Annotated in this window: 14 protein-coding genes; 8 read left to right on the top strand and 6 right to left on the bottom strand. The window is 50.3% G+C overall.

Features of this window, described 5'->3' with window-relative positions; genetic code table 11:
• The first annotated feature begins 510 nt into the window (after positions 1-510).
• Complete coding sequence (locus J2T14_RS03715; RefSeq protein WP_307202298.1) at positions 511-2,142, top strand: MDR family MFS transporter; 1,632 nt, start codon at positions 511-513, stop codon at positions 2,140-2,142.
• A 47-nt stretch (positions 2,143-2,189) separates the two neighbouring features.
• Here J2T14_RS03715 and J2T14_RS03710 read toward each other — a convergent pair whose 3' ends face one another.
• Complete coding sequence (locus J2T14_RS03710; protein WP_307202296.1) at positions 2,190-2,651, bottom strand: MarR family winged helix-turn-helix transcriptional regulator; 462 nt, start codon at positions 2,649-2,651, stop codon at positions 2,190-2,192.
• A 148-nt stretch (positions 2,652-2,799) separates the two neighbouring features.
• On the opposite strand from J2T14_RS03710, the gene J2T14_RS03705 reads away from it, so the two are divergent.
• Both J2T14_RS03705 and J2T14_RS03700 read left to right on the top strand, forming a co-directional pair.
• The gene (locus tag J2T14_RS03705; protein ID WP_307467846.1) at positions 2,800-3,264 is read left to right on the top strand and encodes a MarR family winged helix-turn-helix transcriptional regulator; all 465 of its coding nucleotides are present in this window, start codon (positions 2,800-2,802) and stop codon (positions 3,262-3,264) included.
• Complete coding sequence (locus tag J2T14_RS03700; RefSeq protein ID WP_307202292.1) at positions 3,242-3,994, top strand: GTP pyrophosphokinase; 753 nt, start codon at positions 3,242-3,244, stop codon at positions 3,992-3,994. Before J2T14_RS03705 ends, J2T14_RS03700 begins: the two co-directional genes overlap by 23 nt.
• A 20-nt stretch (positions 3,995-4,014) precedes the next feature.
• Here the strand turns inward: J2T14_RS03700 and J2T14_RS03695 are convergent, their stop codons facing one another.
• Positions 4,015-4,914 carry a LysR family transcriptional regulator gene (locus tag J2T14_RS03695; protein WP_307467843.1) on the bottom strand — a complete coding sequence of 300 codons (900 nt, stop codon included), beginning with the start codon at positions 4,912-4,914 and terminating at the stop codon, positions 4,015-4,017.
• Positions 4,915-5,035: 121 nt separating this feature from the next.
• On the opposite strand from J2T14_RS03695, the gene J2T14_RS03690 reads away from it, so the two are divergent.
• Positions 5,036-6,130 carry a branched-chain amino acid aminotransferase gene (locus tag J2T14_RS03690; protein WP_307202288.1) on the top strand — a complete coding sequence of 365 codons (1,095 nt, stop codon included), beginning with the start codon at positions 5,036-5,038 and terminating at the stop codon, positions 6,128-6,130.
• Between the two features lie 110 nt (positions 6,131-6,240).
• Here the strand turns inward: J2T14_RS03690 and J2T14_RS03685 are convergent, their stop codons facing one another.
• From J2T14_RS03685 to J2T14_RS03670, 4 genes are all read right to left on the bottom strand, one after another.
• Entirely contained in the window at positions 6,241-6,810 is a 570-nt protein-coding gene (locus tag J2T14_RS03685) for a YdeI/OmpD-associated family protein (protein WP_307467840.1), read from the bottom strand.
• A gap of 78 nt (positions 6,811-6,888) precedes the next feature.
• Complete coding sequence (locus J2T14_RS03680; RefSeq protein WP_307467838.1) at positions 6,889-7,305, bottom strand: DUF1761 domain-containing protein; 417 nt, start codon at positions 7,303-7,305, stop codon at positions 6,889-6,891.
• A gap of 163 nt (positions 7,306-7,468) precedes the next feature.
• Complete coding sequence (locus J2T14_RS03675; protein WP_307467837.1) at positions 7,469-8,386, bottom strand: helix-turn-helix transcriptional regulator; 918 nt, start codon at positions 8,384-8,386, stop codon at positions 7,469-7,471.
• Positions 8,387-8,450: 64 nt separating this feature from the next.
• Positions 8,451-9,290, bottom strand: coding sequence for an AraC family transcriptional regulator (locus J2T14_RS03670; protein ID WP_307202280.1), 840 nt, complete (start codon positions 9,288-9,290; stop codon positions 8,451-8,453).
• 123 nt (positions 9,291-9,413) lie between these two features.
• Between J2T14_RS03670 and J2T14_RS03665 the strand changes: the two genes are divergently transcribed.
• The 4 genes from J2T14_RS03665 (at position 9,414) to J2T14_RS03650 (ending at position 13,517) form a co-directional block, all read left to right on the top strand.
• Positions 9,414-10,415, top strand: coding sequence for a Gfo/Idh/MocA family protein (locus tag J2T14_RS03665; RefSeq protein WP_307467836.1), 1,002 nt, complete (start codon positions 9,414-9,416; stop codon positions 10,413-10,415).
• 27 nt (positions 10,416-10,442) lie between these two features.
• Positions 10,443-11,381 carry an aldo/keto reductase gene (locus J2T14_RS03660; protein ID WP_307467834.1) on the top strand — a complete coding sequence of 313 codons (939 nt, stop codon included), beginning with the start codon at positions 10,443-10,445 and terminating at the stop codon, positions 11,379-11,381.
• Between the two features lie 222 nt (positions 11,382-11,603).
• Entirely contained in the window at positions 11,604-12,686 is a 1,083-nt protein-coding gene (locus J2T14_RS03655; RefSeq protein WP_307467832.1) for an LLM class flavin-dependent oxidoreductase, read from the top strand.
• 189 nt (positions 12,687-12,875) lie between these two features.
• The gene (locus tag J2T14_RS03650; protein ID WP_307467829.1) at positions 12,876-13,517 is read left to right on the top strand and encodes an NAD(P)-dependent oxidoreductase; all 642 of its coding nucleotides are present in this window, start codon (positions 12,876-12,878) and stop codon (positions 13,515-13,517) included.
• Positions 13,518-13,555 lie beyond the last annotated feature (38 nt).

The following is a 13,555-nucleotide window of genomic DNA, read 5'->3' as shown; positions in this document are numbered from 1 at the left end:
CATGAGGGTTTGTATTACGTCATACTTGTAGCGATATCGATCTATTCGGCGGCTTCAGTACGCAGAGAAGTACGAGAAAAGAAGCGACATGGAACCAGTCGTTGCTGCTAGCTCTTATACCGTTATTGGTTGGTGTTTATCAAGCCTTAACCTTGATCGGAGTGCCAGGGAGCGATCCATTAGCTCTGAACTTATTATATGTTCTAATAATATCAGCACCTGCGTATTTGGGAGGTTTGCTAGCCAAGTTAAAACAAAAGCCAGTATCCAGTGTGTAGTGTTATACGCCGCTAGAGCCGTACGCCAGTACGCTCTTAGCGGTATTTTTTTTGCCCATACCCAGACAACCCCGCCCAACATTTGTTCAAAATGCTTTCGGAATATGCCAGTTGTCTTAGTACTAAAATTGTTGTATGATACATGAAAAGGTAGGCTACCTAACTATTTAGCGGTAGTATTTTTACTGCTAAAGGGAAATATTAATTCATAAAAGCAAGGAGAGTAAACTTCATGGAGCAGTTATCACAAAAGAAAAAAGTGACGATCATGATCGCGTTAATGGCTGCGATGTTCTTCGCCGCAATCAACCAAACGATCGTAAGTACGGCAATGCCACGGATTATTGCCATGCTCGGGGGAATCGAGTACTACACTTGGGTCATTACCATCTACATGCTTACCTCGACGATTGCAACGGTGCTCGTTGGTAAATTATCCGACATTTACGGACGGAAGCCGTTCCTATTATTCGGTATCGTCATATTTATAATCGGCGCTTTCTTATCAGGTACGTCAACGACGATATTCCAAATGATTACTTACCGCGGTATTCAAGGTCTTGGCGGCGGTATTCTCATGTCGGCGACCGTTACGGCTGTCGGTGACTTATTCGCTCCGCGCGAGCGCGCGAAGTGGACCGGCGTCATGATGGCGATCTTCGGCTTCTCCAGTGTCATCGGACCGACGCTTGGCGGCTTTATGGTCGACCATATGGACTGGGAATGGATATTCTGGATTTTCTTACCGCTTGGCCTTGTTGCCTTCGTCATGATTTGGAGGATGTTTCCTAAGACTGGGCGGACGACGACTGAACCAATCGATTACTGGGGCTCGTTGTTCCTTTCCCTTACGATCATTGCCTTGCTTCTCGGGTTCTCCTGGGCGGGAACGAAATACGAGTGGGGCTCGTTCGAAATTATCGGTCTGCTCGCCGCATCCGCTGTATTCTTAGTTATTCTATTGCTTGTTGAACGCAAAGCGAAAAGTCCGGTATTGCCGCTCTCGATGTTCAAGAACAGCATCGTAACGGTATCGAACGTCATCGGTTTCCTTATGAACGCCGGCATGATGGGCGCAATGATGTATTTGCCGTTCTTCACGCAAGGCGTTCTGGGGATCTCTCCTACGGTATCCGGTTTCGTCAATATGCCGATGTCGATCGCGATGATCGTATTGAGTACGTTGTCCGGTCGTTGGATTTCGAAATCCGGCAAATACAAACGGTTCGCGATTGCCGGTATGCCGTTCATGGTGATCGGTATGCTGATGATGGCCTTCATGACGAATGTATGGATCGCTATCGCGAGCATGATCGTTTTCGGTATCGGTCTTGGCATTTCGATGCCGGTCTTCACGCTTACGGTTCAAAACGCCGTCGCTCCGAGTCAGCTAGGCGTCGCTACGGGTACGGCTACGCTGTTCCGTAACCTTGGCGGCACGATCGGTATCGCCGTTATGGGTACGGTTATGAACACGACGCTTACGCATAAGCTGAGGGATGCCCTGGCAGCAGGAGAGGGCCCGGATTTGTCCAAAGTCGATCCTGAAGTGGCACAAGAGATGGGAAGCTTCATGAATCCGCAATTGCTGCTTGACCAGCCGAAGCTGAAGGAGCTGCAAGAAACGCTCCCAACCGAGATTCACGACCTGTTCAATCAGACGATTGCATTTATTCGCGATGTACTTAGCGATTCGCTAACGGTCGTATTTTTATTCGGCATGTCGCTCCTTATCGTTGCGCTCGTCGCAGTGTTCTTCTTGAAGGAGATTCCGCTTCGTACGTCCAACGACATGAAAGCCGAAGCTTCGCCAGCCGATCGTAAAACAAAGGATTTGACGAAAAAAGAGCCGGCTATTCAATAACTTGAATAAGCGACTCATGAGGAGGGATTTTGGGTCGGCCATCGTGCCTATTCGGAATCCTTTTTGATATCCGGATCCAAATATTCGAAGACTTGATTCAGCAGTTCGATTAATTGATCGCTCTGCTCCTTGCCTAAATGATCGATCATTCCGATGAACATATCGTGATAGCGCTTCTTGGCGGCATCCGCCAGCTGCTCGCCTTTCTCGGTAAGCATTATTTCAGTAATCCGCCGATCGGCCGTGTCCGACTTGCGGTAGACATATCCGCCTTCAATGAGGTTGTTAACCATTTGGGTAACGGTCGGCGATGTGACATGAAGCCGTTTGCTAATATATTTAACGGTTGTCCCTTTTGTAGAATTAACCGAGCCTTGCTTTACGCACAGCAACACTCTCATTTCACTGGCTTTGAGCCCTAATATCGTCTTCTTGCGCCAGTCGGCCTTGCCGAAGCGTTGAAATATATCGATTAATTTTTCAACATTTTCATATTTATCGATACTCATTCGAATCACCTCGGTTCATGGAAATAGTTTGGTAGATTAGCTAACAAGAACGTTACCAAGGTCATTATAGATATTTTGTGCCAAAATAGTCAACAAAACTTAATCCTCGTTACAGCGTTTGAGTGGTAAAATGAATAAGTGAGGTGCAATGATGAGCAATTATGAAGAGTGGATCACATTATCGCCATTGTTCAAAAGCACGTACAAGAAGCTTAAAGCCGAATGGTATAAGGGCGTTGACGATACGTTCTCCATTAGCCAGATACGGATGATGCAGCATTTGAGCAGGCATAGTCCTTTGAAATCGACGGATTTGGCCGAGTTGCTGCTCCTAACCGCCGGAGCCGTTACGCTAATGGGAGACAAGCTGTACGATAGAGGCCTTATCGACCGATACAGAGGCGAGCGGGACCGCCGAGTCGTCTACTTGGCCATCACCGAGCTGGGCAAGCAATACATTTCCTCCTTCCGAGCCAATGATGAGCAGTTAATCAAAATCATAACGGATAGAATACCGGAAGAGGATCTTCGCGAACTGAGGCGTATCGTTACGCTGTTGAACGAAAGCCTGGAAGGAGATTATCACTGCGATGGATCAAATGTTAATGATTAAAGACTTGAAGACTCAAATGACTAGATTCATGATGATGTACAAATTCGCGTTAAGCGAGCTGGAAACGAGAATCGAGATTTTGCAGGAAGAATTCCATTTGCTCCATGAATACAATCCGATCGAAAATACGAAGTCGCGGCTGAAGTCGCCGAAGAGTATTTTCGAGAAGCTTTACCGTAAGCAAACGGGTCTTAGCCTGACAAGCATCCGCAACAGTATAAGGGATATTGCAGGCATGCGCATAACGTGCTCGTTCATCTCCGATATTTATCGGATTAGCGATATGCTTCGCAACCAATCGGACCTGAACATCGTGGAGGTTAAGGATTATATCAAGGATCCGAAGCCGAACGGTTACCAAAGCTTGCATCTGATTATTGAAGTGCCCGTGTACATCTCGGATCGCCGCGAAAACGTGTTCGTCGAGGTGCAAATACGGACAATCGCGATGGATTTCTGGGCTAGTTTGGAGCACAAAATTTTCTACAAGTACAATCAGGAAATTCCGGAGCGCTTATTGAACGAGCTGCGCGAAGCGGCGGTCTCCGCCTCGGCCCTCGATCATAAGATGGAGCGGCTGCATGACGAGATCGAGGCGATCAAGGAGGAGCAGGACAACGATTTCAGCGACGAGCTGCTTCAACTGCTCATGAACAACAACAAGCAGCTCGGCCAGATCGGCTTGCCTAACGTGCTAGCGGAATTTCTCGACGACCAGTTTTCGAAGTAAGGCTTCTGACTTTAGATAAGCTAGCTGTAGCCGGGACGGAAGCTGTCGATAAAATATTGCGCGCGCTTCGGCAAGTAGCGGTCGTTCAGCCATAGGATGCCGACCCCCGATTGGAAGTCCGCGTCCTCGATTCGAAGCATCTTGACGACATCGGACGGGAATGAGGAAAGGACGGATTTCGGAAATACGGTCGTTCCGATGCCGGCGGCGATCAGCGACATGATGATCGCGACGCTGGAGCATTCGCATATAATATTAGGCTCGAAGCCATGGCGTCTGCATTCGTTGACGACCTGCTCGTGCATACGGAGCGTCTTGTCCGTCTTTAGCGTCAGGAACGGGAATTGGGCAAGCTCGACCATGTTGATCGATTGGCGGCTCGACAGCTCAGTCCAGGAGCTGGGAATGACGGCTACGAACGGATCGGAAGGCAGCGGCAGCACGGTATAATCGCTAACGATCGATTGCGCCTCGAACGGAAGACGCGCAACGATCAAGTCGATCGCGCCTTTCTCAAGCTGCTCGCCAAGGTAGAAATGATCGCCTTCGAGTATTTTGTAGGTCACATGCGGGTAGAGCTCGCGATAGCGCTCGATCTGCTTCGGCAGCAGCGAGATGCATGACACGACAGAGCCAATGGACAATACGCCGCGCGCGCCTTCCTCGGTCTCCTGAACTTCGCGGATGGCGTCGTCGAACTGGAATAGAAGCGACTCGGCTTTCTCCATCAGCAGCCGACCGGCGTCGGTGAGCTTGAGCCCCTTGCCGCCGCGGTCGAACAGCGTCACGCCAAGCTCCTCTTCGATAAGCTTGAGCTGACGGCTAAGAGGCGGCTGCTCCATATTGAGCCTTTTGGCGGCGCGCGTGATTTGCCCTTCCTCGGCGATGGCAACGAAATATTTGAGCTGGCGCAAATCCATTTGAGTTCCCTCGCTTGTGTATACCTTTAAGGTATGGGGTTTGTATAAAATAGATATTTTAAATATATCGCATGAAGTGTTAGCATTCAATTAACAGCCCTAAAAAAAAGGAGAGATGTATATGCTTGAAGGCTTGCAAATCGAACGCGCAACAACAAAGAAGGTTAAGCCCGAGGAGTCCAAGCTAGGTTTCGGCAATTATTATACGGATCATATGTTTATTATGAATTACGAGGAAGGCAAAGGGTGGTTCAACCCGCGCGTTATTCCTTACCAGCCGATTGTGCTCGATCCGGCCGCGAAGGTGTTCCACTATGGCCAGACGATCTTCGAAGGATTGAAAGCGTATCGCACGAAGGACGGACGCGTACTGTTGTTTAGACCAGAGAAGAACTTCCTGCGGATGAACCGTTCGAATGAGCGTCTTAGCGTTCCGGAGTTGGACCCGAATAAGGCGGTTGAAGCGCTTAAGCAGCTTATTCAAGTCGATCAAGACTGGATTCCTTCCGAGGAAGGAAACTCGTTATATATTCGTCCGTACGTCATTGCGACGCAAGCGCAGCTTGGCGTAGCCCCGTCGACGGAATATATGTTCATCATCATCATGTCGCCGGTAGGCGCCTATTATCCGGAAGGCGTTAATCCGGTTAAAATCTACGTCGAATCCGACTATGTTCGTTCGGTAAAGGGCGGCGTTGGCGAAGCGAAAACGGCTGGCAACTATGCGGCCGGTCTTAAAGCGCAAGAGCTTGCCAAAGACAAAGGCTATACGCAAGTATTGTGGCTGGACGGCGTTCACCGCAAGTATATTGAAGAAGTTGGCAGCATGAACGTCTTCTTCAAGATCGGCGGCGTTATCCATACGCCTGCGCTTAGCGGCAGCATCTTGGACGGCATTACTCGCAACTCGATCATCCACTTGCTAAGACATTGGGGATACGAGGTTGAGGAGCGTGCGATCGAAATTGGCGAGCTGTACGAGGCGAGCAAGCAAGGTAAGCTTGAGGAAGCGTTCGGTACGGGTACGGCAGCCGTTATTTCGCCAATCGGCGAGCTCAACTGGCAAGACGAGGTGCTTGTGATCAATAACGGCAAGACCGGGGAGCTTTCGCAGAAGCTATACGACACGCTAACAGGTATTCAGAAGGGCGAACTCGAGGATCCGTTCGGCTGGATGGTTCAAGCAGCGGTATTCGATTCGCAATTGGCGAAGTAAGATTATAGAAGGCTTTCCTGCAAGTCCGAGTAAGGATGGATTTGCGGGAAAGCCTTTTTTTTGTCGTATCCAGGCTGCAGGTTGGTCCGGCGATTCGAACCTAGCGCATCTTAATAATCCAGAAGGCGGCCATTATCATGCCATTGACCGTACATTTTATTTTCTTTCGTGTTTGTTATAAATTTGTCTAATCTGCTTTTAAATAGTTCCGGCCGATCTTTAATGCTTTGTATCGTGTCGATCCGAATTCTTTGGTAAAGAGCCGGAAATGCCGAAAAATTCTCATATACTTTCTTGTCCTCCGTTAGCCTTTGCTGAATAACCGTATCTATTTTAAAAGAATCGTGGTCCATATCGGGAAGTACCCTTCTTCCTTCGTCGCTCATTAACCCCAACTTTTCGAGACGGCGGACACGTTCTTTATTCAATTCGGTCCACGAACTTCTTTTGCTCCTAGGAGACAATCTCTGAGCCAACCCCGTTTCGGATATTTTCTTTTTGACTCCATCGATCCATCCAAAGCACAATGATTCTTCGACCGCGTCCAAATATAGCAATGTATCCGGGTTCGGCGTCATGCGAACTGCGACCCAACAGGATTTTTCAGTCTTGCCGTTCTCCTGCAGCCAAACCCTCAAATCTTCTCTCGCTTTTACTGTAATTAAATTTTCATTTTCCATACAAAAAAACATTCTCCTTTCTAGGACGCAAGCCGAGTATTCTTAAGATGACTGGGCAGCTTTATCTTTTGCATACGCTTATTTCATAACGACAAGAATGACGCTAATAATCAAACCTGAAAGCAAAAAATAACTCCCGCTAATAAGTCCGTATAAAAGCGGACGAGGTATGTTTGGGTTTATTGCCGTATTGACGGTCGTTGAGGCCAACAATCCAATACCGACAATGCAACCAAAGATTATAGCGTTAACAATGGATTCGATACCGAAGGCATAGATCAAAATTGCCATTGCGACTGTAGTTACCAAGCCGCAAGCAAATGGTCCGACAATAAAAATTGGAGCCGGCTTTTCATTTGGCGTACTTTCTTTTCCTAGCGCAATAGCATAAGCCTTTCCAAAAATCAAAGTAAACCAAACGCCTCCCAATAACGAGGACGCCAATGCAGCCAGCAAGACGGCAATCCAATTTATTTCCTGTATGACATTAAACATCGGTTTCTCCTATTCTTCCCAGGATCGTTTGGCCCGCCCAGGTGTGGTAATTAAACATTTCGACTGAATGATTCGTCATTTCGTTTCGACTCCTTTTGACTTGTTATGGATTCGTTTTATGAATCTGTCGTAATTATAAAAAAAGTAATATGACAACTGTGTGTCATACTACTTCATAAAGTCTGAGCGTATTTTGAAGCTGTTCTTTTAAGATGCTTCTTAGCTCTATAGGTTCGAGCACTTCGGCGCCGCTGCCAAAACTGAGCAATATCGACCAAAGCCAACGGGCTTTCAGTGGCCTATAAACGGGGATTCGCATGGTCATGCTTCCATCGTCATGAAATTGCTTATCCATCTGGTGAAACTGGTCCATCGCTTCCGCCAAAGCCTCGGGTCCCACCCGGATTACGACTTCCTCCACCTGATCTTGCCATGCCGTGTTTGAAGAACCAGCCTCTTTCGTTACCTCGTCATGCAGCTGAAAGGTATCCCGCGTCAGGAACAAATTCATCATCCGGGATAGTCGGAACTCTCGATAATCCATCCGCGTTCGGCAATAACCATAGATATACCAATTACCATATTTAAAATGAAGCCTCACCGGTTCCATTTCGCGGGTTGTGCGTTCATTCTGTGCATTGATGTAATCAAAACGGACGATAATTCGCTCCGTAATGGCCGTGCGCAAATGAGGAAGCGCGTCGGGATCCGTACGGCGGGTTTCGAAGTCCACCGTTAGACTCGGAGTTTGATGCTCCGTTCCAATCGTTTGCAGCCGTTCGATGGTTCCTTGCGCACGCTCGTCTTCAAACACGGAGGAGAGGCTGCCGAGCACGGTGATCAGGGAAGCGACATCATACGAACCGAGCAAGCTTTTATCCATTTTATATCCGTCCATTATGCCAAATCCGCCTTTATTTCCCTGATACGATATGACCGGAAAGCCGGCGGCGCAGATCACATCGATATCCCTATAGATGGTTCTTGGGGAAACTTGAAACTCTTCGGCCAGCATGGAGGCAGATAAAACTTCATGGTTCAACAGCTTGTAGATCATAGAGATCAATCGTTCCAATTTCATAGGTATCCCCGCCCTTTATTCCATTTCGTATTGCCGATCATAATTATATCAAAGACTTCGGCACCTACATGCCGAACAGCTGGCGATAGGCCGTCGGCGTCATGCCTTCGTGCTCGATGAACCGCTTGTTAAAGTAGCTTACGCTAGGGTAGCCGGCATCTTGGGCGATCCGGCCGATGTTCGCGTCTTTGCGATCGAGCAGCCATTGCTTGGCCATCTGCAGGCGGCAGCGGGTAATGAAATCCATCGGCGTCATCTTCATCGTGCTCTTGAACAGCTTGCAGAAATAATGCGGCGTAACGCCTGCACGTTCGGCCCATTGCTCGAGGATGAACGGATGCATCGCTTCCTCCTGCATGAGCGGCAGCAGCTCCATTATGCGGTTGCCGGCCGTGCTTGCCTTGCTGCTGCCCGTCAACGGCACGGCTTGCTCGGCGAACAGCGCGAGCAGCGTATACGTCAGCGTCGACAACCGGATCGGATGGAGCATCCGATGCGTCTCCGCCTCGACGAGCAGCTCCATATGCGCCTGCTCCCAGCCTTTCGTCTGCCTTAGCGTCCATAGCTGGCTTTTGTGAAGGCCGCGTTCAAGGAAGTAATCGCGGACGCCGCTTCCATAGAAGTGGACCCAGCGCACGTCCCAAGGCTCGTCCTTGCTGCTGTAATAATGCTGGTATTGCATCGGGAAGTAGAGGACGGCATCCCCTTGCGTAAGCGGATGTGTCTTGCCGTCCCATTCGACATACCCTTTGCCGGAGGCGACATAATGAATATTGAAGTTATTGTGCGCATCCGCGGCCCGCACCGTGTGATGCTCGGGAAAATCACTGTATGCGCCGACCGATTCGGGAAGACAGAAGTAAGGCGTTTGCGAAAGCGTCAATAGATGGCTCTGGCGTTGCATGGTTATCACCTCGATGATGACAATATTGTTTTAGATACGTACAAAATAATATCATTTTAATTTTGATTTGATCATCATATAATCACAATATAGTCGTAGAACAATAGATGAGGTGATTATAGCATGACCAGCAATAAGTTAAAATGGGGCATCATGGGCTGTGCGGGAATCGCGAAGCGCGCGGTCATTCCAGGATTGCAATTATCCGGTCTGAACATTGCTGCGGCAATCGCGAGCCGCGATCTGGACAATGCGAAGCGGACTGCCGAGGAGTTGAACATTGCTACGGCTTATGGCAGCTACGAAGAGCTGCTGGCAGACGATTCGATCGATGTGATCTACATTCCGCTGCCGAACCATCTGCACCGCGAATGGACGATCCGCGCGGCAGAAGCGGGCAAACACATCTTGTGCGAGAAGCCGCTCGCCCTTAACAGGAAGGAAGCGGCCGAGATGGCGGAAGCTTGCGCAAAGGCAGGCGTGCTGTTGTCGGAAGCGTTCATGTACCGCTACCATCCGCGCTATGAGATGATCAAGGACATAATCGCATCCGGTCAGATCGGCGAAGTAAGAGCGATACGCAGCGCCTTCACGTTCAACAATGCCGGCGACAAGAAGAACGTCAGATACCGGAAGGACTGGGGCGGCGGCTCGATCTATGACGTAGGCTGCTATCCGATCAATGCGGCAAGACTGCTGCTGGGGCAAGAGCCGAAAGCGGTTACGGTACAAGCCTTGTTCTCGCAGGAGCATGATGATGTCGATATGATGGCGTCGGGACTGATCGAATTCGACGACTCCGTATCCCTCAGCTTCGATTGCGGCATGTGGGCGGCGTTCCGCAATCCGCTGGAGGTGCTTGGCTCGGATGGCATTATCGAAGTGCCAAGCGCATTCGTTACCCCAACGCCCGGAAGCGGCAACTTCTTCGTTACCGCCAAAGGCGAACGCAAAGAAATCGAGGTCGCGCATGTGAACGCGTACACGGAACAAGCCGACCACTTGGCACACGCAATTGCGGGCAACGACGCAATGCGTTTCGATACGGCGGATGCCATAGCGAATATGAGAGTGATTGACGCTTGTCTGGAATCGGCGCGTACGCGCTCCAGAATTACAATTTAGTGACGATAGAGGGAGGAAACAAAGAAGATGGACTACATTACGATTCAAGGCGCTAAGAAGCCGGTGTCAGTGCTTATGAAAGGCTCGGACTATTTCTTTCACCATTCTTATGAGAAGGCGGCTGCGAACTTGGACGCCTACCTCGCAATCGGCGGCAACTCGATCGATACCGCCCATATTTATTGCGGCGGACAAAGCGAGGAAGTCATTGGCCGCTATATGAGCGAGCGTGGCAACCGGGAGCAAATCGTTGTGCTGACGAAGGGCGCGCATCATGACCAGCATGGACCGCGCGTGAACAGGGAAGCGATTCGCGCCGACTTGAAAGAAAGCTTGAAGCGGCTGCAAACGAATTATATCGACCTGTATGCCTTGCATCGCGATGACCCGTCCGTTCCTGCGGGCGAGATTATCGAAGCGCTGAACGAGCATGTAGCGGCAGGCGAAGTACAAGCAATCGGCGTCTCGAACTGGACATGGCAGCGTATTGAAGAAGCTAACCGTTACGCAGCGGAACGCGGACTTGTCGGCTTCACGTTCAGCAGTCCGAATCTAAGCCTTGCGAAAGCGAACGAGCCGTTCTGGGCGGGCTGCGTATCGGCCGATGCGGAAACTTGCGCTTGGCACGAGGCCAACCAATTGCCGCTGTTATCCTGGTCGTCGCAGGCGAGAGGTTTCTTCACGGGCAGATTCTCGCCTGAAGTGCGCGACAATGCCGATATTGTGAGGGTATTCTATAGCGAGGACAACTGGCAGCGTCTTGAGCGCGCGAAGCAGCTTGCGGCGGACAAAGGCGTCAGCGCGATTCAGATCGCCCTCGCATACGTTCTTAATCAATCGTTCCCGACTTGCGCATTGATCGGCGCGCAATCGAAGGAAGAGCTGCAATCCTGCGACGAAGGCTCCCTAATCAAGCTGACGAAAGACGAGATGGACTGGCTGGATCTTACGAAACAAACGGTTTAAGGGTATAAAATCAATTCGTCGGCGCATTACACGGAACGTTCTATTTGACTTCGGATGAGGTCGAATAGAGCGTTTTTTCTGTTGTAAGGGTATGATGAATTTGACGTTACTAAATAACTTATGTATAATTACTTACATAAAGTAACTGTATTAACGGGCTTGATGGAAGTTGCATAAATAGGGAAATATAGAATGCTTACGATTTAATAGGGGGAACGGCAGATGCTCAGTCACGAGAAGGGAAGCCATGAAGCAGAATTCGAATTTGGTATATATACATTAGGAGACTTGGCTGCGGATCCGCATACGGGCAGGGCGTTATGCGCAGCAGCGCGCATCAAGGAGGTTATTGCGGCGGCGAAGCTTGCGGATGACGCGGGGCTTGACGTATTCGGCGTTGGCGAGCATCATCGTCTGGACTTCGCGATTACTTCCCCGCCCGTATTGCTGGCGGCAATCGCGCAGGCTACGAAACGCATTCGTCTGACAAGCGCAACGACCGTACTTGGGACAGCGGATCCCGTAAGAGTGTTCGAGGACTTCGCGACGCTGGATCTGCTGTCCGACGGGCGCGCCGAAATCATTGCGGGTCGCGGGGCATACGTGGAATCATTCCCGTTGTTCGGTTACGAGCTCGAAGATTACAAGGAATTGTTCGCGGAGAAAATGGGACTGCTGCTGGAGCTCGGCGAGCATGAGCGGATTACGTGGAACGGCGAGCTTCGATCATCGCTGGAGGATGCCGAAATTGCTCCTAGGCCGTTCCAGACGAGGATGCCGATCTGGGTAGGCGTAGGCGGAACGCCGTCCAGTGCGCAGATGGCCGGCAAGCTGGGCGTAGGCATGGCACTTGCAATCTTAGGCGGCGATCCTCACCGCTTCCAGCATCTCGTTACAGCATACCGGGAGGCGGTGCAGGCTGCGATGCATCCGGCGATCGACTCCAAGGTAGCCATAACGAGTCATGGTTTCATCGCCAAGACGACCGAGCGGGCTATAGCCGACTATTATCCGTATTACGCTAATTACGTGTACGAATTCATGGGCGGCCGCGAACGCGGAGAGAAGCTGACGAAGCAGCAGTTCGAGCTGATGGCGAGCCCGGAGACGGCACTTGCCGTAGGCAGTCCGCAGCAGATCGTCGAGAAGATCTTAGCGCAGCATGAGCTGTTCGGCCATAACCGGTATATGGTGCAGTTCGATATCGGAGGCCAGCCGTACGCGAAGGTCGCCGAAGCGATCGAGCTGCTCGCGGCGGACGTCATGCCGGTCGTGCGCAGAGAGCTGAATACAAAGAGAGGCTAATGTCTTATTGCCGATATAAACAAAGTGAAAAGCTGCTTGTGAAGGTCGTTGACCCTTCATGGGCAGCTTTTGATATATCGAAATGCAAATAACCTGAAAAGCAAAACAGTTGACAATGCGCTTAATTGTAACTATTGTAGTTACAGGAAGTGTAATGATAATAGTTACAAGATAACAGGAGGGACTAAAATGAAAATAGCAGTCATTGGAGCAAGCGGCAAAGCAGGGAGATTAATCTTGAAGGAAGCGGCAGCAAGAGGCCACGAGGTAACGGCCATCGTTCGCACCGCGGCGAAAGTTAGCGAAGCGGGGGCAACCGTTATAGAGAAAGATATATTCACCCTGACGTCGGCGGATCTGAATGCATTCGATGCCGTTGTGAACGCTTATGCGGCGCCGCATGGCGAGGAGCATTTGCATGTGGAGAGCGGACAAGTGCTCATTAACGCGCTGAAGGATGCTCCGAATACGCGTCTGCTCGTCGTCGGCGGAGCGGGGAGCCTGTTCGTTGATGAAGCGAAGACGGTCCGACTCGTTGAGACGCCTGAATTCCCCGACTTGTATAAGCCAACTGCGCTTAACCAAGGAAAGAACTTGAACGATTTGGAGCAATCGACGGGCGTTCAGTGGACATTCATTAGTCCTGCGGCTTTCTTCGATGCGGAAGGCAAACGGACGGGCGCTTATCAGCTGGGCGCGGACAACCTGATCGTTAATGCGAAAGGCGACAGTTACGTCAGTTATGCGGATTATGCGATCGCGGTTGTAGACGAGATCGAGAATCCGAAACATCTTAACAAGCGCTTCACGCTCGTTTCCGAACGACAGTAAGCGTATCGCAACGAAAGAAAACCGGCTAGGGAGCTCGC

The sequence above is a fragment of the Paenibacillus harenae genome (assembly GCF_030812415.1).
Taxonomy (GTDB): domain Bacteria; phylum Bacillota; class Bacilli; order Paenibacillales; family Paenibacillaceae; genus Pristimantibacillus; species Pristimantibacillus harenae_A.
This window is presented reverse-complemented; position numbering and strand designations above follow the sequence as displayed.